This window comes from Streptomyces triticirhizae, from assembly GCF_003696235.1.
GTDB lineage: Bacteria > Actinomycetota > Actinomycetes > Streptomycetales > Streptomycetaceae > Streptomyces > Streptomyces triticirhizae.
The window spans coordinates 1-24,758 of the sequence record NZ_RFFJ01000018.1; the positions used below are offsets into that span (position 1 = coordinate 1).

Sequence of the window (24,758 nt, forward strand, 5' to 3'; positions counted from 1 at the left end):
GGCCGCCGGCCGACCCGGCGCCGCCGGACGACGCCGAGCCGCCCGAGCAGCCGCCCCCGTCCCCCGTCCCGCCCGTCGCGTGGCCGCCGCCGGCCGTTCCGCGCGCCGCCGCCAACTCCGAACCCGTCGCGCGGGAGGGGTCGTTGGTGAGCCGGATGGTGCTGGTCGTCACGCCGGCCGTGCTGGCAGCCGCCGTGCTGCGTCCCCGTTCCCGTGCCCGTTCCGGCGCGGCCTGATCCGTCCCAGGAGACCGATCGATGTCCGAATGGCTGGTGCTCACCTTCGCCGTCCTCGCCACCTGCTCGGTGGTGCTGCTCGTCGCCGTGCTGCGGCAGCGGCGTCAGGGCGAGGAGGACGACCCGACCGAGACGCCCGACGTCATCGAGTACATGACGATGATGATCGGGGTGGTCTACGCGATCGTGCTCGGCCTGGCCATCGCCGGGGTGTGGGAGGAGCGTTCGGCGGCCGACGAGTGGGTGCGGCAGGAGGCCCAGGCGCTGCACGAGATGGACCAGCGGGCGGCCGTCTTCGCGCCCGAGCGGGCGGCGGAGATCCGTTCCGCCGTGGAGTCCTATGTCGCGCACGTCGTGGGCCCGGAGTGGGACCACATGCTGGACGCGGGCGAACTGACCGAGGAGGGTGAGGAGTCGCTGACCGAGCTGCGGGCCACCATCGCCGAGCGCGAGCCGACGACGGTCGCCGAGATCACCGCCTACCAGGCGCTGTTGGACGAGGCGGCGGCCGTGGACGAGGCGCGGGCCGGGCGTGGCCAGAGCGCGGAGTCGACGATGCCGGCGGTGGTGTGGTTCGGGCTGCTGGCGGGCGGGGCGGTGACGGTGGGCATGTTGTTCACGCTCCAGATCCAGCGCTCGGGGCGGGAGTTGCTGCTGGCGGGGCTGTTCAGCGCGTTGATCACCTTTCTCCTCTTCCTCATCTGGTACTTCGACGCGCCCTACGCGCGGGCCCTGGGCGACTCGACCGAGGCGTTCCAGAACTTCTTCCCCGGGGTGGCCGGCGGGGACTGAGCCGTGTGACCTCGGCCGGCCCTTCCGGGGGCCGGCCGAGCCTTTAGCATGAGCGGATGAGTTCCCTGTTCCCGGCCTTGGACAACGCGCCCGCCAAGTCCGCGCTGCACTTCGGTGACCAGATACTCGACTACCCGACGCTGCGTTCGGTGGCCCTCACGCTCGCCGGGGCGCTGCGTGACCAGTCGCGGGTCGCGGTCTGGGCGACCCCGACCCCGCACACCGCCGTCGGGGTGGTCGCCGCGCTGCTGGCCGGCGTGCCGGTGGTGCCGCTGAATCCGAAGAGCGGGGCGCGCGAGCTGGCTCACGTGGTCAACGACAGCGAGCCCTCGCTGCTGCTGACCCCGCCAGGCGCCGCCGAACTGCCGCCGGAGCTGGCCGGGTTGCCGGTCCTCGAGGTGGCCCTCGACGCGGGGGCCGAGGAGCCGCCCGCCGCCTCCGCCATCGACCCCGAGCAGCCGGCGTTGGTCGTCTACACCTCGGGCACCACGGGGCCGCCCAAGGGCGCGTTGATCTCCCGCCGGGCGGTGGCCGCCACGCTGGACGCGCTGGCCGACGCCTGGGGCTGGACCGAGCGGGACGTGGTGGTGCACGGCCTGCCGCTGTTCCACGTGCACGGCCTGGTGCTGGGTGTGCTGGGCCCGTTGCGGCGCGGCGGCACGGTGCGGCACCTGGGCCGCTTCTCGCCGGACGGGGTGCGCCAGGCGCTGACCTCGGGCGGCACGGTGCTGTTCGGGGTGCCGACGATGTACCACCGGCTGGCCGAAGCGGTGGACGGGGACCGGGCGTTGGCGGACGCGCTGGCCGGGGCGCGGCTGCTGGTGTCGGGGTCGGCGCCGCTGCCGCTGCCCGACCACGAGCGGCTGTGGCAGGCCACCGGGCGCCGGGTGGTGGAGCGCTACGGGATGACGGAGACGCTGATGAACACCAGCGTCCGCGCCGACGGCCCGCCAGCGACCGGGACGGTGGGCGTGGCGCTGCCGGGCGTCGAGGTGCGGCTGGTGGACGACGCGGGGCGCCCGTTGGACGTCGGGGACGGCGAGACGGTGGGCGAGATCCAGGTGCGCGGGCCCAACCTGTTCAGCGGCTATCTCAACCGGCCGGAGGCGACGGCCGAGGCGTTCGACGCGGGGGGCTGGTTCCGCACCGGCGACATGGCCACCCGGGACTCGACGGGCGGCTACCGGATCGTGGGGCGCCGCTCGACCGACCTGATCAAGAGCGGCGGCTACAAGATCGGCGCGGGCGAGATCGAGAACGTGCTGCTGGCCCACCCGGGCGTGGCCGAGGCGGCGGTGACGGCCGCGCCGGATCCGGACCTGGGGGAACGGGTGGTGGCCTGGGTGGTGCCGAGGGACCCGGCGGACCCGCCGACGTTGGAGGAGCTGAGCGACCATGTGGTCGGGCAGTTGGCCGCGCACAAGCGGCCGCGCGAGGTGCGGTTCCTGGCCGCGCTGCCACGCAACGACCTGGGCAAGGTGCTGAAGCGGGAGCTGGTGTGAGTCAACCGGCCCGTCCCGCCCGGGAGTTGCTGGACGCGGTGGCGCCCGGGTCGACGCCGCTGCCGGTCGGGTTCGAGGCCGGTCCCGCCGACGGGCCGCTGGGCTGGCCTGGCTATGACGACGCCCGTGCGCGGGCCGCCGCGCGCTCGGGTGAGGCGGAGGCGGTGGTGGCCCGGGTGGGTCGGGTCGGGGGCTGCGAGGCGGTGCTGCTGGCCTTCGAGTTCGGCTTTCTCGGCGGCTCGATCGGCCGCGCCGCCGGGGCGCGGATCGGCGCGGCGCTGCGCACCGCGCGCGACCTGCGGCTTCCAGTGGTCTCGCTGCTGGCGTCCGGCGGCACCCGGGTGCAGGAGGGGATGCACGCGCTGACCCAGCTCCAGGTGATCGCGCGGGAGATGGTTCGGCTGCGGGCGGCCGGGCTGCCGCATCTGGCGGTGTTGGCCGGGCCGGTGACGGGTGGCGGCTGGGCGACGCTGGGCGCGGGTGCCGATGTGCGGCTGGCGCTGCCCGGGACGCAGGTGGGCTTCTCGGGTGCCCGGGTGCGGCCGGAGGGCGCGGACCCGGCGGCCTACACCGCCGAGGCGCAGGCCGCCGCCGGGCAGGTGGACGCGCTGGTGGGGTGGGAGGAACTGCCGGGCGCGGTGGCCGGCTGGCTCGCGCTGCTGACCCGCCCGGCGAAGGGGCCGGTGCCCCCTCCCCCGGTGCCGGGCGGCGGCGCGCCGCCGGCGACCGGCTGGGAGGCGGTGGCACGGGCCAGGTCGGCCGACCGGCCGGGCGCGCGGGCCCATCTGGCCGTCGCCTTCGACCGGTTGGCGCCGCTGGCCTGCCCCGATCCTGGGCTGCTGGTCGGGCTCGGCGAGGCGGAGGGGCGTTCGGCGGGCTATGTGGCGCAGTTGGGGACGCGGACCACGCCGGCCGGGTTCCGCTCCGCGACCCGGCTGATCCGGCTCGCCGACCGGCTGTCGATCCCGGTGCTCACCCTGGTGGACACCCCGGGCGCGGCCAACGACGAACGGGCCGAGCGGGAGGGCGTGGGCGCGGCCGTCGCGGAGACGATCACGGCGCTGGCGGCGGCGCGCGTCCCGGTGACCACCCTGGTGGTGGGCGAGGGCGGTTCGGGCGGCGCGGTCGCGCTGACCGCGCCGGACCGGATCTGGGTGACGCCGGGGAGCTACTACTCGGTGCTGGCCCCCGAGCCGGCCGCCGCCGTGCTGAAGCGGGACGTGTCCGATCCCTCGGCGGTCGCCGAGGTCGCCGAACGGCTGCGGCTGCGGCCCCAGGACCTGGTGGCGATGGGCCTGGCCCGGGGCATCGTCGGCTGACGCGCCGCCGACACCCCTGGCGCGGTTCTCCGTTAACGGAACGCCTCGACGGTGCCGCGCGCCCAGTCGGCGAAGGAGCGGGGCGGGCGGCCGGTGACCCGTTCGACGTCCGGGCTGAGCCGCAGCTCGGTCGCGTTGGGCTCGCCCAGGACGGCCAGCGTGGTCTCCACCACGGGCTCCGGGAGGAACGCGGCCATCCGCGCGTGCGCCTCGGCCCGGGTCAGCTCGACGAACCGCACCGGCTCGCCGAGGGCGGCGCCGATCGCCTCGGCCTGCTGCCGGGGCGTGACGGCCGCGGGCCCGTTCAACTCGTGGATCCGGCCGGCGTGTTCGTCCTTGCGCAGGGCCACCGCCGCGACCGCCGCGATGTCGGCCGGGTCGATCACCGGGATACCGACGTCGCCGAAGGGCGCCGCGACGGTTCGCTCGGCGCGCACCGAGCCGGCCCAGGCGAGGGCGTTGGAGGCGAAACCGCCCGGTCGCAGGATCGTCCAGGCCAGGCCCGAGGTGCGCACCGCCTCCTCGACGGCCCGCAGCACGCCGCCGTGCGAGACCGAGTCCGGCCGGCTGACCACGCCCTGCGAGGACAGCAGCACCACCCGCCGCACCCCCGCGTCGGCGGCCACCGCCAGAACGGCGCGCGGGTCGAGTCCCTGGCCGCCGGCGCCGCCGTCGTGCAGGAAGAGGGCCTCGGCGCCGTCGAGGGCGGGCCGCAGGGTCTCGGGGTCCGCCAGGTCGGCCGACGCGTGGTCGGCGCCGTCGGGCAGGTTCACCGGGGCCCGGCCCCGTGACACCGCCGTCACCCGCTCCCCCGCCTCGGCGAGGGCCCGCACCAGCGGCCGTCCGACGTTCCCGGTCGCTCCGGTCACCACGATCATTCTGAACTCCCTTGTCGGCGCTCTCTGTTGCGACGACCGGGACGTTAACAGCCTCAATATAGTAGGTACCCAGGAGAAAGTGACTACCCCGGAGGGATGTGGCGCATGGCGACCGAGGCGGGTCGTTGGGTCCCCGAAGCCCTGGCCGACACGGCCGACCCGGAGTCGGCCTGCCCCATCTCCCCGGTCGTGGACATCGTGTTCAGCCGGTGGACGACGCCGATCCTCTGGTCGCTGCACGCGTTCGGCCGCCAGCGGTTCGTCGCGTTGGAGCGGCGGATCGGGGGCATCACGCCGAAGGTGCTCACCCAGCGCCTGCGCCAGCTGGAGCGCGACGGGCTGGTGGTCCGCACCTACCATCCGGAGGTGCCGCCGCGCGTCGAGTACGAGATCAGCGAACTCGGGCGCAGCCTCGCCCCGCTCTTCGCCCACCTCGCCGAGTGGGCGGGGACCCACCTGGACCAGGTCGACGCGGCCAGGGCCCGGTACGACGAGTCGGGCTCGCCGCGCCCCTGAACGCGGCCCGTCGCCGCGCCCGGGGGCTCGGCGGTCTCAGCGGGTGGCCCGTTCGGGTCCCGGCCCGGTGACCGGCCCGGCACCCGGCTCAGTTCCCGGATCGGGCGACGGTGCGGGTTCGCGGGTCGGGGCACGGGACTCGGTGCGGGACTCGGTGCGGGTCGCCGTGCCGGGCAAGGGGCGGGCGCGGCCGGGGAGTTGACCGGCGACGATCGCGGCCAGGGCGAGCGCGAAGCCGAGCAGTTGCACCGGCCCGAGGGTCTCGCCGAGCAGGGCGGCGCCCAGCAGCGCGGCGACCAGCGGCGAGAGCAGGCCGAGCACGGCGACCGAGGTGACCGGCAGGATGCCGATGCCCCGGAACCACAGCGCGAACGTGACCAGCCCGCCGATCACGCCGAGCCAGAGGTAGCCGACGACCGCCCGGGTGTCGACGGCGGGCGGCGCGCCCTCGGCGAGCAGGGTGAGGGGCAGCAGGAACAGTCCACCGGCGGTGAGTTGCCAGCCGGCGAACGCGGTGGGGCCGACGCCGGGCGGCCGCCCCCAGCGCTTGGTGAGCGTGACGCCGAGCGCCATGCCGAGGGCGCCGAGGAGGCCCGCCGCGATGCCCACGGCGTCGAACGCGGCGTCGGGCCCGATCACCACCAGGCCGACGCCCACCACCCCGGCCACGCCCCAGGCCAGGCGCCGGGCGCTCAGGCCGTGCCCGAGGACCACCACCGCCAACAGGGCGACGCCCAGCGGCTGGACGGCGCCGAGGGTCGCGGCGACGCCGCCGGGCAGGCGCTCGGCCGCGACGAACAGCAGCGGGAAGAGCAGGCCGATGTTGAGCACCCCGAGCACGGCGGCCCTCCCCCACCAGGCGCCGCGCGGCAGCGCCCGGCCGATGGCCACGGCGACCAGCCCGGCGGGCAGGGCGCGCAGCAGGGCGGCGAAGAGCGGGTGCCCCGGCGGGAGGAGTTCGGTGGTGACCACATAGGTGGTGCCCCACACGGCCGGCGCGAGCGCCGTCAGGGCGGTGCGCCCGAGGAGGCCCCCGCCGACGGGATCTGCCCCTGGTGTGACCGGAGTTGTCATGAGGGCAGTCTCGGCCCGGGACGATCGATGAGTCCAACACATGTTCGTCAGCTCATCGATCGCGTTCCACGATGAACCGAGGGCCGGTCAGAGGCCGGCCAGCCGGGCCAACCTGCGGTAGGAGTCGAGCTGTTCGGCCGGGTCGTGGGTCGCGAAGGTGACCAGCACCTCGTCCGCGCCGGTCGTGGTGACCAGCTCGGTCAGTTGCCGGACGACGGTGACCTCGTCGCCGTGCACCTGCCCGGCCAGGGCCTCCGCCAGATAACGGGCCTCCCGTTCGGTCGGCCGCCGCTCGGCGATCGCGGCCGGCGGCTGGAGCGGCGGGAAGTCGCCCCGGGTGCGGGAGTGGGCCACGGCCCACGCCTCCGGCAGCTGGCGGCGCCGGGCGGCCTCGTCGGTCTCGGCGACCGCCACGTTGACCGCCAGCACCAGGTAGGGGCGCGCGCCCCCGGGCGCGCGGGGCGTGAAGCGGTCCCGGTAGCGCTCGGCGGTCGCGCGGGTGCGGGCGGCGTCGGCCGAGGCGCCCAGCACCAGGGGCAGGCCGAGATCGGCGGCGATGTCGGCGCCGGCGCCCGTGGCCAGCACGAAGGCCGGCACGTCGAGGCCCTGCGCGGGAACGGCGCGCACCGGGCCCCGCCCGGCGAAGTAGTCGAGCAGTTCGGCGAGTTGGTCGGCGAAGCCGTCCATGGCCTCCCGTTCCGCGCCCAGCGCGCGGCGCACGGCGCCGGTGAAGCCGACGGACCGGCCCAGGCCCATGTCGATGCGGTCGGGATGCAGGGAGGCCAGCACCCCGAACTGCTCGGCGACCACCAGCGGCCGGTGGTTGGGCAGCATGACGCCGCCGGTGCCCACCCGGACACGTTCGGTGGCGGCCGCGACGGCGGCGGCCAGCACGGTGGGCGCGGCCCCGGCGACGCCGGGCACCGCGTGGTGCTCGGCCACCCAGAACCGGTGGTAGCCGAGCCGCTCGACCTCGCGGGCGAAGTCGACCGTGGCGCGCAGCGCCTCGGCCGGCGTCTGCCCGGCGCGGACCTGGGCGCGGTCCAGCACGGACCAGCGGGTCCTGGCCAGGACGGCGGGCGGGCCAACGGGGACTGCGACGGGGGCGGTGCTCATGTTCTGCTGGAACGCGGGCGCCGCCCGGCGGATTCCCGGTGGATTCCCGGCGGCGCATGGCCCCGCCCGGCGGCGGTGGCGCAGGATGGGGGGATGCGACGTGGCACGGTGGCGGCCCTGGACAGCCTGCGCGGTCTGGCCCTGGGAGACGCGTTCGGCGAGACCTGGTTCCCGGTGCTGCGCGCGGGTGGGGACGCGCTGGCGCTGATCCGGGCGCGGCGCACGCCCGAGGCGCCCCGGTGGGCGTGGACGGACGACACGGCGCTCGCGGCGGCGCTGCTGCGCGCGGCCTGGCCGGACGGCGCGGTCGAACCGGATGCCGTGGCGCGGGAGTTCGGGCTGGCGTACCGGGCGGACGACGGGCGTGGCTACGCCTCGGGGATGCACGAGCTGCTGCCTCGGCTGGCCGAGGAGCCGGCGGCCTGGCGGGCCGCTTCGCGCGCGCTCTTCGGCGGGGAGGGCAGCCTGGGCAACGGGGCGGCGATGCGGGCCGCCCCGTTGGGCGCGCTGCTGGCCCACGATCCCGGGCTGGCCGCCGAGCGGGCCGTGCTCGCGGCTGAGGTGACCCACCGGCACCCGGAGGGGGTGGCCGGCGCGGTCGCGGTGACGGTGGCGGCGGCGCTGGCGGTCACGGCGCGCGGGCCGGTGGACGCGGGTTCCCTGCTGCGGCGGGTCGCCGGGTTCACGCCGCCGGGCCTGGTGCGGGAGGGGCTGGAACGGGCGGCGGCGCTGCCGGCGGCGACGGCTCCGGGCGCGGCCGCCGAGGCGCTGGGCAGCGGCGCCCGGATGCGGGCGGACGACACGGTGCCGTTCGCGCTCTGGTCGGCCGCGCGGCATCTCGACGATCTGGCCGACGCGTTGTGGTGCGTCGCCGAGGGGCTCGGGGACGTCGACACGACCTGCGCGATCACCGGCGGCGTGGTCGCGGCACGGATCGGCGTGGCCGCCGCCCCCGAGGAGTGGCTGCGCCGCGCGGAATCGCTGCCGGCGTGGGCTCCGGCGGCGTGAGAACCGGCACCGCCGCCGGGCCCGGCCCGTCGTCGGGTGGTGGGGGTGGTCTCCGGCCGTGAGCGTCGATGTCGCGGTGGTGCGTGCGGCGGACGACGAGCTGGTCGGGGCGCTGGCCCGCCTGTTGCCCCAACTCTCCGGGAAGGCCGGGGCGTTGGATCGTGATGCGGTGGAGCGGGTGCGTGCCGGCGAGGCGGTCACGGTGCTGACGGCTCGTTGGGAGGGCAGGGTGGTCGCGTGGTGACGTTGGTGATGTTTCCGCTGTTCCCCGGGCCGCGCGCCCGGGTCGAGGACGTCGTGGTGGACGAGGCGGCGCGGGACGCGACGGTGTTCCGGCTCGCCGGGCGGGCGTTGACGGAGCGGCGCTCCAGTCGTTCCGACGGGGCGGGGCCCATCGCCCCGAACCCCCGACCACACGCGTCACCAACGTCCCGGGACCACACGCCTAGTTCGCCGTGAGGTCGCCCGCCGTGGTGGTGGCCACCGGGTCGACGCCGGCCAGGCGGCAGACGGAGATGAAGAGGAACAGCGGCTGGCTGTAGGGAATGCCGTGGTGCGGCCAGTGGATCAGCCGGGGGGCCCACAGGCCCTCGCCGGCCCACTCGGGTGGGGCGGCTATGGCGAGCCGGACGTCGGTGAGGTAGCGGGTGGGTGCCGGCCAGCACATGCCGGTCTGGGAGCCGCTGGGAACGGGCCACCACCAGCTGGGGCCGACCGCGAAGATCGCGCCCGGGCGGGGCAGGCCGGCCAGCACGCGGTGGCCGTGCTCCCTGGGCATCTCGACGACATCGCTCTCCAGCCAGCCGGGACGGCGGCTGTGCACCACCCGCAGGTGACGCGGGCGGGGCGTGGGGTGGGTGAACTGAACCATAAGGCGGCGTCAGAACCTCTGCTCGGCGGGGCGGTTCGGTCCACGGCCGGCCGGGGCCGCCGCGTCGTTCTCCCGTGCGTCGTGCGGCAGTTCGGCCCAGACGCGCTGCCCGATCCCGAGCCGCGCCGGGGCCACGCCCCAGCGGAGGCTGAGCGCGTCGACCAGGGCCAGCCCGCGCCCGCACTCCTCGTCGACCCCGGCCGCGCGCGGGCGGGGCGTTCGGGAGCCGGCGTGCTCGTCGGTGACCTCGACGCCGAGCCGGTCGCCGGCGTCCCAGAGCCGGCAGTCGACGGTGGCGCTCTCGGTGTGCCGGACGGCGTTGGCGGTGAGTTCGGATATCACCAGCTCCACCGTCTCGGCCGTCTCGTCGCTCACGCCCCAGGCGGCGAGGGCGAAGCGGACCCGGCGGCGCGCCTGGCCGGCGGCTCTCAGCTCGGCGGGCAGCCGGAAGCGAAGCTCACCACGGGCGGGTCGCGAGGATCGCTGTGTGGCCGCGGCGGCGAGGGAGAGCATGGCGCTGCCTTTCTCTGCTGATGCGCGCACAGAACCCGCCAACAACCGGACAGAAAGGGGTATTTCCCCCGCGTCCGGCCACGGGTCATGCCGGAAGTAAACGCTCCCAGTCACTCTGGCACTGCCAAGTTCAGTCCGCAACAGGTAAGTTGCAATTTGCATATCGCCACTGCCATGACTCTAGGGTGGGTTCACGAGTGGACGCCGTGGGACGCGTCGCGCACGGTCGAGGAGGCGTCAGTTTGATCCAGGGAACGGACTGGGGAGGCGCACCGGCCGTGCTGCGCGTGATCCTGGGCCGGCAGCTGGAGGAGCTGCGCCGCGGCGCCGGGCTCTCCTACCACCAGGCGGGCGAGGCGTTGGGCGTGAGCCACTCGACGATCCGCAGGATCGAGGCCGCCAAGGTCGCCCGGCTCCGACTGGGCGATGTCGAGAAGCTGTTGGAGACCTACGGGGTCGACGACCGCGAGGAGGTCGACACCTTCCTCAAGGCCGTCCGCGAGGCCAACAAGCGCGGCTGGTGGCACACCTACCGCGATGCGCTGCCCGACTGGTTCGCCGCCTACCTCAACCTGGAGCAGGCGGCCCGTCAGATCCGCGCCTACGAGCCGCAGTTCGTGCACGGTCTGCTCCAGACGGAGGCCTATGCCCGGGCGTTGATCGAGACGGAGAACCCGCACGCCGCGCCGGCGGCGTTGGAACGGCGGGTGGCGCTGCGGATGCGCCGACAGGAGCTGTTGGGGCGCGCCGACCCGCCCCGGCTGTGGGTGGTGATGGACGAGACGGCGCTGCGCTGGCCGGTGGGCGGCCGGGCGGTGATGCGCGAGCAGCTCGACCACCTGCTGGAGCTGTGCGAACTCCCGCATGTGACGCTCCAGATCATGCGGTTCGGGCGGGGGCCGCACCCGGCGCTGGGCGCGGGCGCGTTCCACCTGTTCCGGTTCAGCGCGCGCGAACTCCCCGACGTCGTCTATCTGGCGGGCCTGATCGGCGCGGTCTACCTCGACGACCGGGCGGACGTCCTCGTCTACCGGGAAGCCCTGGACCGGCTGGGCGCCCAGGCGTCGCCCGACACCCGCACCCCCGAGATCCTCGCCTCGCTCCGCGCCGGACTCTGAGACCGGACTCCGGGACCGGACTCCGGGACCGGACTCCGGGACCGGACTCGAAAGCGAACCCCGAGACCGGACTCGGGAGCGAACTCCGGGACGAACTCCCCGGCGTGGCGGGGTGGTTGTGAGCCGGCGAGAAGGACTCGCCGGCGGAAGGGACCCGAGATGTCCGAGAACGGCTGGCCTGCCGACCGCATCGACACCGGCAGCGCGCACTCCGCCCGCATCTACGACTACATCCTGGGCGGGGCGGACTACTACCCGGCCGACAAGGAGGCAGGCGACGCGATGTGTGTGGAGTGGCCGGCGCTGCCCATCCACATGCGCGCCAACCGCGACTGGATGCACCGGGCGGTGCGCTACCTGGCGGCGGAGGCCGGCGTCCGGCAGTTCCTCGACATCGGAACGGGCATCCCGACCTCGCCGAACCTGCACGAGATCGCCCAGGAGGTGGCGCCGGAGGCGCGCGTCGTCTACATGGACAACGACCCCATCGTGCTCTCCCTCTCGCGCGGGCTGCTCACCAGCACGCCGGAGGGCCGCACGGCCTATGTGGAGGCCGACATGCGGGACCCGGCCGGCGTGCTGGCCGCCCCGGAGCTGCGCGCGACGCTCGACCTCGGCCAGCCCGTCGCGTTGACGGTCATCGCCATCGTGCACTTCGTGCTGGACGAGGACGACGCGGTGGGCATCGTCAACCGGCTGCTGGAGCCGTTGGCCTCCGGCAGCTATCTGGCGATGACCATCGGCACCGCCGACTTCGCGCCGGAGGAGATCGCGCGCGTCTCGCGGGAGTACGCGGCCCGGGGGATGCCGATGCGGCTGCGGAACCTGCCGGAGGCGGAGGCGTTCTTCGAGGGGCTGGAGCTGGTGGAACCCGGCGTGGTCCAGATCCACAAGTGGCGCCCGGACGGCACCGAGCCGGCCGGCATCAGGGACGAGGACATCGGCATGTACGGCGGCATCGCCCGCAAGCCCTGAGGCGCCCGGGCGCGCGCAGGCACGGAGGGCGGGCCGGACCTCAGCGCGGCTCGTCGGGCAGGAGTCCGGCGTCGTGGACCAGCAGGGCGAGTTGGGTGCGGTTGGCCAGGTCGAGCTTGGCGAGCAGCCGGGAGACATGGGTCTTCACAGTGGGCACCGACAGGTACAGCGCGGCGGCGATCTCCGCGTTGGACCTGCCCTGGCCGACCAGCAGCGCGACGGAGCGCTCCCGTTCGGGCAGGGCGTTGACCCTGCGACGGGCCTGGCGCCGTTCCCTGCCGGAGCCGGCGACCTGGGCGATCAGGCGCCGGGTGACGTCGGCGGAGAGCACCGGCTCGCCGGCGGCGACCCGGCGGACGGCCGCGACGATCTCCTGTGGCGGGGTGTCCTTGAGGACATAGCCGGCGGCGCCGGCGCGGAGGGCGCGCACGACGTGCTCGTCGGCGTGGAAGGTGGTGAGCATCATCACCTCGGGCGCCGGGTCGCGCTGGCGCAGCCGCTCGGTGGCGGCCAGGCCGTCCATGCCGGGCATCCGGATGTCCATCAGCACCACGTCGGGTCGGTGTTCGGCGACCAGGGCCGGCACCTCGCGGCCGTCGCACGCCTCGCCAAGGACGGCGATGTCCTCGGCGGCCCCCAGCATCAGGCGGAGCCCGGAGCGGACGAGGGGGTCGTCGTCCACCAGCAGCACGCCGATTGTCATGCCGGCCACGGTAGCCAGGCGGTGAGGACGAAGTCATCGCGCCCCCTGGTGTGCTCCAGCCGGCCACCGGCCAGGGTCACCCGCTCCCGCAGGCCCGTCAGGCCGGCGCCGGCGCCGGGGACCCGGGCGCCGGGAACGCGGGCGGCCTGGGGGGCGGGAACGCGGTTGCTGACCCGGACGGTGATGCCGTCGCCCGGGGCGCCCGCGACATGGACGAGGGCCTTCGCGCCCGGGGCGTGCTTGCGCACGTTGGTGAGGGCCTCCTGGACCACGCGGTAGACGGTGCGCCCCAGGGCCTCGGGCGGCGACGCGGGCCGCTCGGCGGCGCCACGGTCGGGCCCGACCGTGCCGCCGGGACCGACGGCGGTGTCGCGTTGGACGGCGGTGTCGAGTTGGACGGGGGTGCCTGCCCTGCGGGACTCCTCGGCCAGCTGTGGGAGGTCCGCGAGGGTCGGCTGGGGGCGCGTCGAGCCGGCCCGCTCCGCCGCCGGTCCCTCGGGGCCGGCGCGCAACACCCCGATGACGTCCCGGAGTTCCTCCAGCGCCTGGTGGGCGCTGGAGCGGATGACGGCGGCGGCGTCCCTGACCTGCTCGGGCGAGGCGTCCGGGTGGTACTCCAACGCCCCGGCGTGCACGCTCAGCAGCGACAGCCGGTGCGCCAGCACATCGTGCATCTCGCGGGCGATGGCCTCCCGGGTGCGGCGCTGCGCCTGCTCGTAGAGGGTCTCGTGCAGCCGCCTGCGGTAGCGCACGGACAGGCCCCAGGAGACCACGGCGGTCATCACGACCAGCATGAAGGCGACCGAGGCGGCGTCGGAGACGCTGGACTCGGGCCGCTGGTCGACGTTGACCGGCATCAGCGTCAGCTTCAGCAGGACCAGCAGCACCAGGGTGCGGGTGCGGCAGTGCACGGCGACGGTGAACAACGACGCCAGCACCGGGCCCGCCATGGCGTGTGAGGGAAGCGAGAGGACCTGGATGACCAGGGCGATCGCCACCGGGTGGCGGCGGCGCCACCACAGCAGCCCGCAGGCGAGGGCCGAGACGACCTGGTCGATGACGACCAGGTCGGGGTCCTCGTGGGTCTCCCCGGCCAGCACGCCCGAGGTGAGGACGGTGGCGACGGCGGCCAGGCCGATCATGGCGAGGTCGACGGTCAGCTGTCGTCGGCCCCGGTCCCGGTCCCGACCGCCCGGCGGGGTGCGTTCGTTCACGCCTCCCGACGGTACCCGGCCCGCGGTCCGGGCGGGACCGTTCCCCGGCGCCTCATCCCTTGGTCGTCGCACGTCATCCCTTGGTCGTCGGGACGCGCGACCAGGGTCGCGGCGGCCGGCGACCTCCGCAGGACGCGGTGCGCCTTCGTCGTCCCTAGCGTCCTCGGCATGAGCAAGCTTCTTGGACTCCTCTGTTTCGTGCTGCTGTCCCAGGGGGCCGGCGGCCTGGTGCACTACTTCTGGGACCGGTTCGAGGTGTGGACCCTGGTGCACCGGATCGGTCTTCTCGACGGCTACGAGGTCTTCGCCTCCGTGGTGCTGCTGGTCCTGGGCGTGCTGGTGGGTGGGGTGGCCGAACGCTTCGGGGCATAGCGCGGCGCGCGGCGGGGCTCCCCGGGGGGCGCCCGGGGCCACCGGTCACCACGGGCGGGACCAGCAGGGCCGCGAGCGGGGCGGCGAGCAGGGCAGCCAACACGGCCAGCGCCGCCGGCACTGCCAGGGCGCGGCGTCGGCGGCCCAACGGGCCGAAGCGGGAGGGTGATTGACGGCTGGTGACGGCCGCTGCGGCCGGGCTGGTGCTCATGCCCCCACGGTGCCGGTCACACACGGTATCCGTCATCGGACCACGGGCTGATCTCCCGCACCCCGACCTAGCCCGGGGTCGTAGTTCCCCGGGCTGATGGCATTCCCCGGGCTGATGACGTTCCCGGGGCTGATGGCGTTCCCGGGGCTGATGGCGCCGCGCCACCCGCCCCGTTCGCTGGCCCGGGCCCCCACCGCCCGCGAAGGCGCCTCAGCCGGCGGCCCGTTCGGCGAAGGAGGGGAAGTCCTCCACCCGGTCGCACCAGCGGCGCAGCAGCACCCGGTCGTGTCCGACAGCCAGCAGCGCCGCCCCGTTCGTCGACCGGTACTCCTCGACGACCGCGACCAGCGCGGCCGTCGTGGAGGCGTCCAGCATCGCGGTCATCTCGTCGCAGATCAGCAGCCGGGGCGTGAGGAGCAACGCGCGTGCCACGCAGGCGCGTTGCAGCTGCCCGTCGCTGACCTGGTGTGGACGGCGGGTGAGCAGGTCGGGCGTCAACCCCACGGTGGTCGCCAACTCGTCCACCCGCCCGCGCAGTTCCTCGCCCCGGCCGGTGGCGTGGGCGGGCGCCGCGATCAGTTGACGGAGCGTCATCCTGGGGTCGGCGGCCAGCCGTGGCTGCTGGAAGACCATGCCGACGCTGGTGCGTTGCTCACGCGCGGCGCGGAAGCGGAAGCCCGTCGCCGGCCGGCCGGCGAGCCGCACCGTGCCCGCGTAGGGGCGGTGCAGCAGCGCGGCGACGCGGGCGAGCGTGGACTTGCCGCAGCCGCTGGGGCCGAGCAGGCCCACGGCCTCGCCGTCGGCGACGGTCAGGGACATCCCCCGCACCACCGGGGCGCGACGGTCGTAGCCGGCGGTGATCCCGTCCAGTTCGAGCATCGGCGGCTCGATTTCGAGCGCCTGCGGCTCCGGCTCGGACATCGACGACTCCGACTCAGGCATCGACTCGGACACTGACGACCTCGGCTCAGTCATCGGCGGCGGCCTCTCGCGGGTGGTGGCAGGCCAGGCCGCCGTCGAAGGCGGGCAGGGTGGCGCAGGTGTCGGAGGCCGCCGGGCAGCGCGGAGCGAAGGCGCAGCCGGCCGGCAGCGCGTCCAGTTCGGGCGGCAGCCCGGGGATCGGGACGAACGCCCGCTCCGGCAACGCGTCCAACAGCCCGGCGGCATAGGGGTGTCGCGGCCCCGGCTCGCCGAAGAACGCGGCGGAGGAGCGGAGTTCGACGATGCGGCCCGCGTACATCACCGCGACCCGGTCGGCGATCCGCTCGGCGGCGGCCAGGTCGTGGGTGATCACCAGCAGCCCGTGCCCGTCATCGACATGTCGACGCAGCTCGTCCACGGTGCGGTCGACGAGGTCGCGGTCAAGGCCCGTGGTCGGCTCGTCGGCGATCAGCAGCGGCGCCTCGCCGACCAGCGCCAGCGCGGTGGCGGCCCGTTGGGCCAGCCCGCCGGAGAGCTGGTGCGGATAGCGGTCCAGGTGGTCGAGGGGGAACGCGGCGCGCTCGGCGGCCCGTTGGGTCGCGGCCCGCAGCCCGGCACGCGGGGTGCCGGTGACCTCGCGGACGGTCTCCTCCAGTTGGGCACGCACGGTGCGCACCGGGGTGAGGTGGGCCGAGGGGCTCTGCGGGATCAGCCCCAGCCGGCGGCCCCGCACGGTGCGCGAGAGCGTGGCCTGGGAGGCGGTCAGCAGGTCGGGCCCCTCGGGCCGCAGCCGGGCGCTGCCCCGGGTGCGGGCGTTGGCCGGCAGCAGCCCCAACAGGGCTGAGGCCAGGACCGACTTGCCGCAGCCGCTCTCCCCCACCAGCGCCAGGCACTCGCCGGCCGCGATGTCGAAGGAGACGTCGTTGACGGCGGCCACGTCGCGCCCGCCGGGCATCAGGAACCGGACCGACAGGCCGGTCACGGTCAGCAGCGGCTCGCCGTCCGGCGCCCGCCGGGCCGGCGCGGGCGGCGTGGTGGTAGTGGTGGCGGCGGCGGTGGCCTCGGTCACAGGACCAGCTCCGATCGGCGGCGTGGATTGATCCGTTCGCGCCACAGCCCGGCGACGCCGGCGATGGCGAGGGTGGTGACCACGATGAACAGGCCGGGGAAGAGGGTGGGCCACCAGTCGCCGGCCGACAGCGAGCCACGGGCGCCGTTGATCATGGTGCCGAGGCTGGCCTGGTGCGCCGGGATGCCCAACCCCAGGAAGGACAGCGCCGATTCGTGCCACACCGCGTGCGGCACCATCAGCACGGCGGCCAGGCCCGCCTGCGGCAGGACGGCGGGCAGCAGGTGGCGGCTGGCGACCCGCAGCCGGGAGGCGCCGCCGGATATCGCGGCGTCCACGAAGGGCCGCGCGCGCAGCGACAGCACCTCGGCGCGCACGATGCGGGCGGTGGAGACCCAGTGGGTCAGCCCGACCGAGGCCACCACCGGCCAGACGCCCGGCCGGAACATGGCCACGATGAAGATCCCCATCAGCAGGTGCGGCACGGCGGTGAACGTGTCCACCAGCCGCATCAACAGCCGGTCGACGCGCCCGCCGACCGCCCCGGCGAGGCAGCCGAGCGCCAGCCCCAGGACGCTGGCCACCAGCGCGGCGACCAGCCCGACCAGCAGCGAGACGCGCAGCCCGTAGACGCTGCGCAGCAGCAGGTCGCGGCCCATGTCGTCGGTGCCGAAGGGGTGTTCGACCGAGGGCGGCAGCAGCTTGGCGGTGAGGTCGACGGCCTGCTGGTCGAGCGGGAAGAACGCCGGGACCAGCAGCACGGCCAGCGCCGCGAGCCCGACCAACGAGACGGAGGCCACCGCGCGCACGCGGCGCGTGCCCCGGCGCGCGTTCCCGGCCGCACGCCACTCGGACGCTTCGCCCGCCGGGGAACGCTCCTGGGAGCCCGCGCCCTGCGCGGGCACCGGCGCCCGCGCCGCCTCGACGGTCGCCGGCCGAACCTCCCGGCCCGCCGGCTCCCGGGCCGGCTCTTCTGACATCGCTGGGGACACTTCCGGAGGCATGGCACTCACATCTCGTTCAGGTCGACGCGCGGGTCGGCGAGGCCGTAGAGCAGGTCGGCCAGCAGGTTGCCCGCCAGCACCGCGAGCGCCGAGAGGGCGGTGAGCGCGGCCAGCAGCGGGAAGTCGGTGGACGTCGCCGCGCGCACGGTGGCCGAGGCGATGCCCGGCCAGCTGAAGACCGTCTCCACCAGCAGCGCGCCCGTGATCAGCTCCGGGATGCGCGTGCCGACCAGGGTGAGCACCGGCAGCAGCCCGGAGCGCAGCGCGTGGCCGAGGAGCACGGTCCGTTCGCTCACCCCGCGCGCCCTCGCCCCGCGCACCGGGTCCTCGTGGAGCGCGTCGGCGACGCCCTGCCGGACGTAGAGCACGAACCACGGCGCCTGCGAGATCGTCAACACGGCCGCCGGCAGCGCCAGATGGCGCAGCAGGGAGCCTGCGGTGACCGTGTCCTCGCCGGCCTCGGTGAGGCCGCCGGCCGGCAGCACGTCCAGTTGGAGCGCGAAGAGCCAGATCGCCAGCAGGGCCAGCCAGAACGGCGGCGCCGCCTGGAGAGTGTAGCTGAGCGAGGAGACGGCCCGGTCGAGCCAGCCGCCCTCGCGCCGCGCGGCCAGCACGCCGAGCGCGCAGCCCAGCAGCACCGAGCCGACGAACGCGACCGCGCACAGCAGCAGCGACCAGCCGACCCGTTCCGCGATCACCTGGGAGACCGGCTGCCGCAGCGCCAACGACTGCCCGAGGTCGCCGCCGAGCACCGAGGTGAGCCAGCTCCACCACTGCTCGACGAAGGTCCCGTCAGGCGAGAGGTTCTCGCGGAGCGCGTCCAGGGTCTCCTGGGAGGCGCTGGAGCCGTCGCCCACATAGCGCCGGACCGGGTCGAACGGCGAGGCGGCGGCCACCGCGAACATCCCCAGCGTGACCACGACCAGCACCGGGACGGCGGCGAGCAGCCGCCGTCCGACGAGCCGGGCCACGGCCGGCCAGGGCGCGCTCACGAGCGGACTCGCCAGTCCTCCACGTTCCACCACGGGCCGTGGCCGAGGCCGTGGTCGTGCGGCTCGACCTGGGTGGTGACCCCGTCCCAGGCGTCGGCCATCACATAGACGTGGTCGATGTGGGTGAGGAAGGTGTAGCCGGGGTTCTCGGCCAGCTCCCGCTGCACGGCCTCGTAGGCGGCCGCCCGTTCGGCCTGGTCGCCGCTGCGCCGGCCGAGGTCCAACTGCTCGTCCACGGCCGGGTTCCGGTAGTGGGCCATGTTGTTGTAGCCGTTGCCGGCCAGTTCGGAGTAGAGCAGGTTGTAGAGCTGGAAGTCGGGGTCGGCCGGGTCGCCGCCGCCGGAGAGCACCGCGTCCTCGGCGAGGCGGCCGTCGATGACCTCCCAGGAGCCGGACTCGACGGTGATGTCGACGCCGACGTCCTTGGCGTCCGAGGCGTAGGCCAGGGCGTGCTCCTGCCGCAGCCGGTCGCCGGCCGGGTACCAGAGGGTGAACTCGGCGCGCTGCCCGTCCCGTTCGCGGATGCCGCCCTCGCCCTCCTCCCAGCCGGCCTCCTCCAGGATGCGGGCGGCCTCCTCGGGGTCGTGGGCGCGCTCAGTGCCCTCGGCGAACCAGGGGCTGGCGGTGGGGATGGCGTTGTAGGCGGGGTGGCCGGCGCCCAGCAGGATGGACTCGACCATCAGCTCGCGGTCGACGGCCAGGTCCAGGGCCCGGCGGACGGCGATGTCGCCGGTGACCGGGTTGTCCGAGGGCAGGGTGACCGCGCGGAAGTCGGCGCTCTCCGCGGTGATGGTGGTCAGGCCCTCCTCGTCGGCGAAGCCCTCGGCGAGGTTGGGCGGCAGCACGGCCGCGTCCAGGTCGCCGGAGCGCAGCCGGGTGGCGCGCACGTCGTCGTCCGGGATGATGGCCATGGTGACCCGCTCGACCTCGGGCGCGCCGCCCCAGTAGTCGGGGTTGGCCTCCAGCGAGATCCGCTCGCCGGCCGACCAGTCGGTGAGCACGTAGGGGCCGGTGCCGACCGGCTCGGTGTTGTACGAACCGGTGTTGACGTCCTGGTCGCCGGCCGCCTCCTCGGAGGCGATGGGCAGCACGGTGCGCTCGGCGAACGGGGCGTAGGGGTACTTCAGGGTGAAGACGACGGCGTGCTCGCCGTCGGCCTCGACGCTCTCGACGGGGTCAAGCTCGCCCTTGTTGGGGTTGTTGGTGCCTTCGTCGAGGATGGTCTCGTAGGTGAAGACCACGTCGGCCGAGGTGAACGGCGTCCCGTCGCTGAACGCGACGTCCTCCCGCAGCGGGTAGCGGTAGGTGAGCCCGTCCTCGCTGACCTCGGGCAGTTCGGTGGCGAGCGCCGGCTCCAGGCCCAACTCGTCGTTGTGGCGCAGCAGTCCGTCGAAGATCTTGGAGTTGCCGTCCTTGCCGTAGCCGAGCAGCGGGCTGAGCGTCTCCGGCTCGTTGGCGATGCCCACCACCACGCTGTTCCGGCCGCCTCCGCCGCCGGACCCGCCGCCCTCGTCGTCACCGGGTGTCGAGCACCCGGCGGTCGCCACCAACGCGGCCACCGCCCCCGCCACGGCACCACCGCGCACCAGCCTGCGGACCGTCATCACCACACCCCTGCCCAGCGCCGAGCGCGCCGTCACCAACTTGTTGTTGCGAACCGCTCGCAATTAAAACAGGTGATCGGGTGGGCTTGTCCAGGGGTGCCCACTCCCTGGTCAAGGGCCTCGCCGTGCCGCCCTCCGCGCCTCAGTCCGTGGCGCCGAGGCCGTGCCGGGCCAGCCACTCCAGCTGCCGGACGGACTGCGTGGAGAGCCCGCCGCCGTGGTCGCCGAACTCCCAGACGGTGATGTCCTTCTCGCCGGCGTAGCGGTTGTAGGCGGCGTAGACCGTGGACGGCGGGCAGACCGGGTCCATCAGGGCGACGCTGAACAGCGTGGGCGCCGTGGCGTCGGGCGCGAAGTGCTGGCCGTCGAAGTAGGCCAGCACGTCGAACACCCGGGCCGGCTCCACCCGTTGGTGCTGCCCCAGATAGGCCACCAGCTCCGAGTAGGGGCCCCGGCCCGCGAGGTCGGCGCCGCGCCGGTAGTCGCACAGGAACGGCACGTCCACCAGCGCGGCGGCCACCGCGTCCCCGAGCAGGCCGGCCGTGGACAGCGCCAGTCCCCCGCCCTGGCTGCCGCCGGCGACCACCACGCGGGCCGGGTCGACGGCGGGGTGCTCGCGCAGCGCCTCCACGGCGCGCACGCAGTCGGTCATCAGCCTGCGGTAGTAGTACTCCTCGCGGCTGCCTATGCCACGGGTCATGAAGCCACCGAACCACTGGGCGGTCGAGACCGGGTCGGGGTCGGGGGTGTCGTGGCCCTGCCCCCGGCTGTCCACCACGAGGTGGGCGTAGCCGGCGGCGCTCCACAGCAGTTGGTCCACGGGCAGGCCGCGACCGCCGCCATAGCCCTGGAAGCCGACGACGGCGGGGAGCGGCCCCGGGGCGTTCCTCGGCAGCAGCAGCCAGGCGGCGACCGGCTGGCCGTCCCAGCCGGGGAACCGCACGTCGAAGATGTCCACCGAGGCCAGCCGGACGTCCGTCACCGGCCGGTACTCCACCTCGCGCCCCTCGCCCGCCGCCCGCGCCTGGTCGAGCGTGGCGGACCAGAACGCGGTGAAGTCCGCCGGCCGCTCGACGCCCGAGTCATAGCGTCGCAGTTCGTCCAACGAAAGATCGGTCAGCGCCACGGCCGGCCTCCTCAGTTCCTGACCGCGCCCGTTCCCGGGAGCGGCCCAATGATCAACGGCGGAAAGCTACGTCGCGCTTCGCCGCACGTCAACGGCCGTTTCGCGAGGGTGCCCCGTCGGCTGTGGTAACCACGGTCCATGGATCTCGCCGTGGACCTCGCCGCCGATCCCGACGCCTGGCTGCCCCGGCTGGTGCTCCAGCGCGGGCTGGCGGTGATCTATCTGCTCGCCTTCCTCGCCGCCGTCCGCGAGTTCCGGGTACTGGCCGGGGAACGCGGGCTCACCCCGGCGCCCGCGCTGCTGCGGCGGGTGTCGTTCCGCCAGGCGCCCAGCCTCTTCCACTGGCGTTACTCGGACCGCCTGCTGGCCGGCGTCGCCTGGCTGGGCGCGGCGCTGTCCGGGGCGATCGCGCTGGGCGCGGCCGACGCGGTGCCGCTGGCCGGCTCGATGGCGCTGTGGGCCACGCTGTGGGTGCTCTACCTGTCGATCGTCACCATCGGACAGCACTGGTACGCGTTCGGCTGGGAGTCGCTGCTGCTGGAGGCCGGCTTCCTGGCCGTCTTCCTGGGCAACGCCGCCATCGCCCCGCCGACGCTCACCCTGCTCCTGGTGGTCTGGCTGGTGGTGCGCGTCGAGCTGGGCGCCGGTCTGGTGAAGTGGCGCGGGGACCGCTGCTGGCGGCGGCTGAGCTGCCTCGACTACCACCACGAGACACAGCCGATGCCGGGCCCGTTCAGCTGGTACTTCCACCGGCTGCCCAGGCCGCTGCACCGGGTGGAGGTGGCGGCCAACCACGTCACCCAGATCGTGCTCCCGCTGGGCCTGTTCCTGCCGGGGCCGGTGGCCACCTGGGTGGCGCTGGCGGTGATCGTCACCCAGCTGTGGCTGATCGCCTCGGGCAACTTCGCGTGGCTCAACTGGCTGACGATACTGCTGGCGTTGGCCGCCGTGGACGGCGCGCTCGCCGCCCGCCACCTGCCGCTGCCGGCGCCGCCGGCCGACCAGCCGGCGGCGCCCACCTGGTTCACGGCGACCACGTGGGCGGTGGCGGCGCTGGTCGCGGCGCTGAGCCGGCACCCGGTGCGCAACCTGCTCTCCCCGCGCCAGCGGATGAACGTGATCTACAACCCGCTGCACCTGGTCAACAGCTACGGCGCCTTCGCGAGCGTGACGCGGCTGCGGCACGAGATCGTCCTGGAGGGCACGGCGGACGCGGAGATCGGGCCGGAGACGGTGTGGCTGCCGTACGGCTTCCACGGCAAGCCGGGGGAAGTCGGGCGCAGGCCACGCCAGTTCGCGCCGTTCCATCTGCGGCTGGACTGGGCGATGTGGTTCGCGGCGCTCTCCCCGCGCTTTCCCCGGCCGTGGATGCGGGAGCTGGTCGACCGGCTGCTGGCCGGCGACGCCGCGACGCTGCGGCTGCTGCGCCACAACCCGTTCCCCGACGAACCCCCGAGGTGGGTGCGGGCGCGGGTGCTCCGCTACCGCTTCACGACCTGGCGCGAGCGCCGCGCCACCGGCGCCTGGTGGCACGCCGAGCCGACCGGGGAACACCTCCCGCCCCGACCCCGCCCCGGGGGCTGAGCAAGCACCCCCGGCCATGCGGTATGGTTCTACCGCGCGCTGATCGAGGGCGAAGCCCCAGATCAGACGGGCACCGGGACGTGGCGCAGTTTGGTAGCGCACTTGACTGGGGGTCAAGGGGTCGTGGGTTCAAATCCCGCCGTCCCGACGGTGCTGAAGGCCCGCTGAGTAGGGGAATCCCCCAACTCGGCGGGCCTTCTGCCGTGCTGGACCGTGGATCACCGCACGACCCTCGGATGCCCCCGTGATTCCGTCGTGGGGACCAGGGGGCCAGAGGGCCGTGCCCAGGCGACTCCCCGTCAGATGATCGTTGAGAACCTCCCCAGCGGCGTGGATCGACTCGTCGCTCGGGTGCGGGCAGCGCCGCGGGGTGGCCGGCGACCGGTGCCCGGCGGTCTTCCGCGGCGCACGCGCACCCAGCCGTGCTCCGGCGACAGCCGAACAGGAGAGCCCACCGGCGGCCGGTTCGTACACTGGCAACGGTGGAGGACCCTACGACCACCATGATCGAGGCGCGTCCGGCCCCCGCCCTGCGGCGGTACGTCCGCTCGTATGCCGGTTTCGACCTTCGCGGGTTCCCGGCGGGGGTGCACTGCGGTCCGCCGGGCCACGTGCTCACCGCGGTGATCAGTCTCTCCGACCCGTTGGAGGTCGCTGCGGGCGTGGACGACGGGTCACCGGTCACCCGATTCGGCAGCGTGGCCGGCGGCCTGATGCGCCGGTCCGTCGCGATCCACCACGACGGACGCCAGCAAGGCGTGCAGGTGTCGCTGACGCCGCTCGGGGCTCGGGCCGTCTACGGGATGCCCGCCGCCGCGCTCGCCCAACGGCTGGTCCCACTCGACGAACTTCTCGGAGCGCTCGGCACCGAGCTGGTCGATCGGCTCCGGGCGGTGACGTCCTGGGCCGCGCGGTTCGCCGTGCTGGACGCGTTGCTCCTGCGAGCCGTCGGCCGTCGCGTCGGCGGCGACCCCCGGTCGCGGGTTCGCCCCGAGGTGGCCGAGGCGTGGCGTCTCCTCGTCGCCGCGCGGGGCCGCGTCCAGGTGGGGGCGGTGGCCACGGAGCTGGGCTGGAGCCGCCGGTACCTCACCGAACGGTTTCGCGGCGAGACGGGTCTGTCGCCGAAGACCTTCGCCCGAGTTCTGCGCTTCGAGCACGCGCACGAACTGGCGACGGCGCACGTCACGCTCCCGTGGACAGATGTGGCGACCGCCTCCGGCTACGCCGACCAGGCCCATCTCGTCCGGGACTGGCGCGAGTTCACGGGCCGGTCACCGACGGTCTGGCGTCGCGGCGAAGTCCTTCTCAGGGCCGGGTAGTCACCGGCCGGCCGTCGCGTCGGATTCCGTTCCCTTTTCTTCAAGACCACCCGAGCGCTGACCCGTGACGATCGTCGGCATGAGACTTGTCAACCACGAACACCGTGCCATCGACCTGCGGACCACCCCCGTGCACCTCGGGCTGGGATCGAGAGCGAACCCCATCGAGGGCTTCGCCTGGGCCCCGGAGGTGCTCCGGGCCTACAGCACTGCGGTCGCGGCGGACGGCGCCGAGGGCCGGATGGTGACGATCATCGACGGCGACGGCCTCGGCGACCACTGGGAGCGCCACCCCTCCGGCGATGAGATGGTCGTCTGCCTCAGCGGGTCGGTGACGGTCACCCGCGACGTGGACGGGGTGTCCGAGCGCGTCGTGCTGGGGCCGGGCGAAGCCACCGTCAACCCGGCCGGGGCATGGCACGCGGTCGATATGGCGGGGCCGGCGTCCATCCTGACCATCACTCCCGGCCTCGGCACCGACCACCGTCCCCGGACCGACACCTGCCCGACCGAGCACGTCGGCACGCCCGGCCCCCAGGCGCCGTGACGACACGCGTCGCCTGTCTCGGCGACAGCCTCACTCGCGCACGGCTCAGCGTCGACTACCTGGACCCTGTCGAACGGCGCCACCCTCCGGGCGAGGTGCGGCTCACCCCGCTTCGGCGCCAACGGCGGAGCCCGACGGCATCGGTGATGAACGAGCAGATCGAGCGCTGATCGC

The 24,758-nt window shown here is 74.6% G+C and carries 25 protein-coding genes, 1 tRNA gene and 2 pseudogenes; 15 read left to right on the forward strand and 13 right to left on the reverse strand.

What is annotated here, in order from left to right; genetic code table 11:
* From EBN88_RS30435 to EBN88_RS05820, 4 genes and pseudogenes are all read left to right on the forward strand, one after another.
* Positions 1-236: pseudogene (locus tag EBN88_RS30435) on the forward strand (hypothetical protein); the annotation flags it as partial.
* A gap of 21 nt (positions 237-257) precedes the next feature.
* On the forward strand, positions 258-1,028 hold the full coding sequence (locus tag EBN88_RS05810) for a bestrophin-like domain (RefSeq protein WP_122182720.1): 771 nt from the start codon (positions 258-260) through the stop codon (positions 1,026-1,028).
* Positions 1,029-1,084: 56 nt separating this feature from the next.
* The gene (locus EBN88_RS05815; protein ID WP_122182721.1) at positions 1,085-2,530 is read left to right on the forward strand and encodes an acyl-CoA synthetase; all 1,446 of its coding nucleotides are present in this window, start codon (positions 1,085-1,087) and stop codon (positions 2,528-2,530) included.
* Complete coding sequence (locus EBN88_RS05820; protein ID WP_122182722.1) at positions 2,527-3,849, forward strand: carboxyl transferase domain-containing protein; 1,323 nt, start codon at positions 2,527-2,529, stop codon at positions 3,847-3,849. The genes EBN88_RS05815 and EBN88_RS05820 overlap by 4 nt, the downstream gene beginning before the upstream one ends.
* Positions 3,850-3,881: 32 nt before the next feature.
* On the opposite strand, the gene EBN88_RS05825 is transcribed toward EBN88_RS05820, so the two are convergent.
* A complete protein-coding gene (locus EBN88_RS05825) occupies positions 3,882-4,727 on the reverse strand; it encodes an NAD(P)H-binding protein (protein WP_122182723.1) in 846 nt (281 codons plus the stop codon).
* A gap of 105 nt (positions 4,728-4,832) precedes the next feature.
* Between EBN88_RS05825 and EBN88_RS05830 the strand changes: the two genes are divergently transcribed.
* Complete coding sequence (locus tag EBN88_RS05830) at positions 4,833-5,243, forward strand: winged helix-turn-helix transcriptional regulator (RefSeq protein WP_122182753.1); 411 nt, start codon at positions 4,833-4,835, stop codon at positions 5,241-5,243.
* A 36-nt stretch (positions 5,244-5,279) separates the two neighbouring features.
* Here EBN88_RS05830 and EBN88_RS05835 read toward each other — a convergent pair whose 3' ends face one another.
* Together EBN88_RS05835 and EBN88_RS05840 are read right to left on the reverse strand one after the other, a co-directional pair.
* Positions 5,280-6,317, reverse strand: coding sequence for an EamA family transporter (locus EBN88_RS05835; RefSeq protein WP_122182724.1), 1,038 nt, complete (start codon positions 6,315-6,317; stop codon positions 5,280-5,282).
* Positions 6,318-6,404: 87 nt separating this feature from the next.
* Entirely contained in the window at positions 6,405-7,433 is a 1,029-nt protein-coding gene (locus EBN88_RS05840; RefSeq protein WP_122182725.1) for an MsnO8 family LLM class oxidoreductase, read from the reverse strand.
* Between the two features lie 93 nt (positions 7,434-7,526).
* On the opposite strand from EBN88_RS05840, the gene EBN88_RS05845 reads away from it, so the two are divergent.
* Together EBN88_RS05845 and EBN88_RS05850 are read left to right on the forward strand one after the other, a co-directional pair.
* Positions 7,527-8,441 (forward strand): ADP-ribosylglycohydrolase family protein, encoded by a 915-nt coding sequence (locus tag EBN88_RS05845; RefSeq protein WP_122182726.1) that lies wholly within the window; start codon positions 7,527-7,529, stop codon positions 8,439-8,441.
* A gap of 58 nt (positions 8,442-8,499) precedes the next feature.
* Positions 8,500-8,685, forward strand: a complete 186-nt coding sequence (locus EBN88_RS05850) for a hypothetical protein (RefSeq protein WP_122182727.1) — start codon at positions 8,500-8,502, stop codon at positions 8,683-8,685.
* 201 nt (positions 8,686-8,886) lie between these two features.
* Here EBN88_RS05850 and EBN88_RS05855 read toward each other — a convergent pair whose 3' ends face one another.
* Both EBN88_RS05855 and EBN88_RS05860 read right to left on the reverse strand, forming a co-directional pair.
* Entirely contained in the window at positions 8,887-9,312 is a 426-nt protein-coding gene (locus EBN88_RS05855; RefSeq protein ID WP_122182728.1) for a hypothetical protein, read from the reverse strand.
* A gap of 9 nt (positions 9,313-9,321) precedes the next feature.
* Positions 9,322-9,825 (reverse strand): ATP-binding protein, encoded by a 504-nt coding sequence (locus EBN88_RS05860; RefSeq protein ID WP_122182729.1) that lies wholly within the window; start codon positions 9,823-9,825, stop codon positions 9,322-9,324.
* 242 nt (positions 9,826-10,067) lie between these two features.
* On the opposite strand from EBN88_RS05860, the gene EBN88_RS05865 reads away from it, so the two are divergent.
* On the forward strand, positions 10,068-10,943 hold the full coding sequence (locus EBN88_RS05865; protein ID WP_199742268.1) for a helix-turn-helix domain-containing protein: 876 nt from the start codon (positions 10,068-10,070) through the stop codon (positions 10,941-10,943).
* Between the two features lie 159 nt (positions 10,944-11,102).
* Positions 11,103-11,918, forward strand: a complete 816-nt coding sequence (locus tag EBN88_RS05870; protein WP_122182731.1) for an SAM-dependent methyltransferase — start codon at positions 11,103-11,105, stop codon at positions 11,916-11,918.
* A 40-nt stretch (positions 11,919-11,958) separates the two neighbouring features.
* Here EBN88_RS05870 and EBN88_RS05875 read toward each other — a convergent pair whose 3' ends face one another.
* Both EBN88_RS05875 and EBN88_RS05880 read right to left on the reverse strand, forming a co-directional pair.
* Positions 11,959-12,621, reverse strand: a complete 663-nt coding sequence (locus EBN88_RS05875) for a response regulator transcription factor (RefSeq protein WP_122182754.1) — start codon at positions 12,619-12,621, stop codon at positions 11,959-11,961.
* Positions 12,618-13,835 (reverse strand): sensor histidine kinase, encoded by a 1,218-nt coding sequence (locus EBN88_RS05880; protein ID WP_233580486.1) that lies wholly within the window; start codon positions 13,833-13,835, stop codon positions 12,618-12,620. Before EBN88_RS05880 ends, EBN88_RS05875 begins: the two co-directional genes overlap by 4 nt.
* Positions 13,836-14,003: 168 nt before the next feature.
* Here EBN88_RS05880 and EBN88_RS05885 point away from each other — a divergent pair, with 168 nt between their 5' ends.
* Positions 14,004-14,207 carry a hypothetical protein gene (locus tag EBN88_RS05885; protein ID WP_122182733.1) on the forward strand — a complete coding sequence of 68 codons (204 nt, stop codon included), beginning with the start codon at positions 14,004-14,006 and terminating at the stop codon, positions 14,205-14,207.
* A 421-nt stretch (positions 14,208-14,628) separates the two neighbouring features.
* Here the strand turns inward: EBN88_RS05885 and EBN88_RS05890 are convergent, their stop codons facing one another.
* The 6 genes from EBN88_RS05890 to EBN88_RS05915 all read right to left on the reverse strand — a co-directional run bounded on the left by EBN88_RS05890 (position 14,629) and on the right by EBN88_RS05915 (position 21,134).
* On the reverse strand, positions 14,629-15,297 hold the full coding sequence (locus tag EBN88_RS05890; protein ID WP_122182755.1) for an ABC transporter ATP-binding protein: 669 nt from the start codon (positions 15,295-15,297) through the stop codon (positions 14,629-14,631).
* Positions 15,298-15,385: 88 nt separating this feature from the next.
* Complete coding sequence (locus EBN88_RS05895; protein ID WP_122182756.1) at positions 15,386-16,294, reverse strand: ABC transporter ATP-binding protein; 909 nt, start codon at positions 16,292-16,294, stop codon at positions 15,386-15,388.
* A 110-nt stretch (positions 16,295-16,404) separates the two neighbouring features.
* A complete protein-coding gene (locus EBN88_RS05900; RefSeq protein WP_122182734.1) occupies positions 16,405-17,388 on the reverse strand; it encodes an ABC transporter permease in 984 nt (327 codons plus the stop codon).
* 29 nt (positions 17,389-17,417) lie between these two features.
* Complete coding sequence (locus EBN88_RS05905) at positions 17,418-18,404, reverse strand: ABC transporter permease (RefSeq protein WP_233580487.1); 987 nt, start codon at positions 18,402-18,404, stop codon at positions 17,418-17,420.
* The gene (locus tag EBN88_RS05910; protein WP_122182757.1) at positions 18,401-20,008 is read right to left on the reverse strand and encodes an ABC transporter substrate-binding protein; all 1,608 of its coding nucleotides are present in this window, start codon (positions 20,006-20,008) and stop codon (positions 18,401-18,403) included. Before EBN88_RS05910 ends, EBN88_RS05905 begins: the two co-directional genes overlap by 4 nt.
* A 142-nt stretch (positions 20,009-20,150) precedes the next feature.
* On the reverse strand, positions 20,151-21,134 hold the full coding sequence (locus EBN88_RS05915) for an acetylxylan esterase (protein ID WP_122182735.1): 984 nt from the start codon (positions 21,132-21,134) through the stop codon (positions 20,151-20,153).
* 138 nt (positions 21,135-21,272) lie between these two features.
* Between EBN88_RS05915 and EBN88_RS05920 the strand changes: the two genes are divergently transcribed.
* The 5 genes and pseudogenes from EBN88_RS05920 to EBN88_RS31605 form a co-directional block, all read left to right on the forward strand.
* Positions 21,273-22,718 carry a lipase maturation factor family protein gene (locus EBN88_RS05920; protein ID WP_122182736.1) on the forward strand — a complete coding sequence of 482 codons (1,446 nt, stop codon included), beginning with the start codon at positions 21,273-21,275 and terminating at the stop codon, positions 22,716-22,718.
* 74 nt (positions 22,719-22,792) lie between these two features.
* A tRNA-Pro gene (locus EBN88_RS05925) sits at positions 22,793-22,866 on the forward strand.
* Positions 22,867-23,221: 355 nt separating this feature from the next.
* Positions 23,222-24,037 carry an AraC family transcriptional regulator gene (locus tag EBN88_RS05930; RefSeq protein ID WP_407703376.1) on the forward strand — a complete coding sequence of 272 codons (816 nt, stop codon included), beginning with the start codon at positions 23,222-23,224 and terminating at the stop codon, positions 24,035-24,037.
* 79 nt (positions 24,038-24,116) lie between these two features.
* Positions 24,117-24,584 (forward strand): cupin domain-containing protein, encoded by a 468-nt coding sequence (locus EBN88_RS05935; protein WP_122182759.1) that lies wholly within the window; start codon positions 24,117-24,119, stop codon positions 24,582-24,584.
* Positions 24,581-24,710 (forward strand): annotated as a pseudogene (locus EBN88_RS31605) (SGNH/GDSL hydrolase family protein); the annotation flags it as partial. The gene EBN88_RS05935 and the pseudogene EBN88_RS31605, both read left to right, overlap by 4 nt.
* Positions 24,711-24,758: the final 48 nt, after the last annotated feature.

Coding starts and splice junctions, on each gene's coding strand:
- EBN88_RS05810 (WP_122182720.1), top strand. CDS start 258: ATGTCCGAATGGCTGGTGCTCACCTTCGCCGTCCTCGCCACCTGCTCG.
- EBN88_RS05815 (WP_122182721.1), top strand. CDS start 1,085: ATGAGTTCCCTGTTCCCGGCCTTGGACAACGCGCCCGCCAAGTCCGCG.
- EBN88_RS05825 (WP_122182723.1), bottom strand. CDS start 4,727: ATGATCGTGGTGACCGGAGCGACCGGGAACGTCGGACGGCCGCTGGTG.
- EBN88_RS05830 (WP_122182753.1), top strand. CDS start 4,833: ATGGCGACCGAGGCGGGTCGTTGGGTCCCCGAAGCCCTGGCCGACACG.
- EBN88_RS05835 (WP_122182724.1), bottom strand. CDS start 6,317: ATGACAACTCCGGTCACACCAGGGGCAGATCCCGTCGGCGGGGGCCTC.
- EBN88_RS05840 (WP_122182725.1), bottom strand. CDS start 7,433: ATGAGCACCGCCCCCGTCGCAGTCCCCGTTGGCCCGCCCGCCGTCCTG.
- EBN88_RS05845 (WP_122182726.1), top strand. CDS start 7,527: ATGCGACGTGGCACGGTGGCGGCCCTGGACAGCCTGCGCGGTCTGGCC.
- EBN88_RS05855 (WP_122182728.1), bottom strand. CDS start 9,312: ATGGTTCAGTTCACCCACCCCACGCCCCGCCCGCGTCACCTGCGGGTG.
- EBN88_RS05860 (WP_122182729.1), bottom strand. CDS start 9,825: ATGCTCTCCCTCGCCGCCGCGGCCACACAGCGATCCTCGCGACCCGCC.
- EBN88_RS05870 (WP_122182731.1), top strand. CDS start 11,103: ATGTCCGAGAACGGCTGGCCTGCCGACCGCATCGACACCGGCAGCGCG.
- EBN88_RS05875 (WP_122182754.1), bottom strand. CDS start 12,621: ATGACAATCGGCGTGCTGCTGGTGGACGACGACCCCCTCGTCCGCTCC.
- EBN88_RS05885 (WP_122182733.1), top strand. CDS start 14,004: ATGAGCAAGCTTCTTGGACTCCTCTGTTTCGTGCTGCTGTCCCAGGGG.
- EBN88_RS05890 (WP_122182755.1), bottom strand. CDS start 15,297: ATGCTCGAACTGGACGGGATCACCGCCGGCTACGACCGTCGCGCCCCG.
- EBN88_RS05895 (WP_122182756.1), bottom strand. CDS start 16,294: ATGCCCGGCGGGCGCGACGTGGCCGCCGTCAACGACGTCTCCTTCGAC.
- EBN88_RS05900 (WP_122182734.1), bottom strand. CDS start 17,388: ATGTCAGAAGAGCCGGCCCGGGAGCCGGCGGGCCGGGAGGTTCGGCCG.
- EBN88_RS05910 (WP_122182757.1), bottom strand. CDS start 20,008: ATGACGGTCCGCAGGCTGGTGCGCGGTGGTGCCGTGGCGGGGGCGGTG.
- EBN88_RS05920 (WP_122182736.1), top strand. CDS start 21,273: ATGGATCTCGCCGTGGACCTCGCCGCCGATCCCGACGCCTGGCTGCCC.
- EBN88_RS05930 (WP_407703376.1), top strand. CDS start 23,222: ATGATCGAGGCGCGTCCGGCCCCCGCCCTGCGGCGGTACGTCCGCTCG.
- EBN88_RS05935 (WP_122182759.1), top strand. CDS start 24,117: ATGAGACTTGTCAACCACGAACACCGTGCCATCGACCTGCGGACCACC.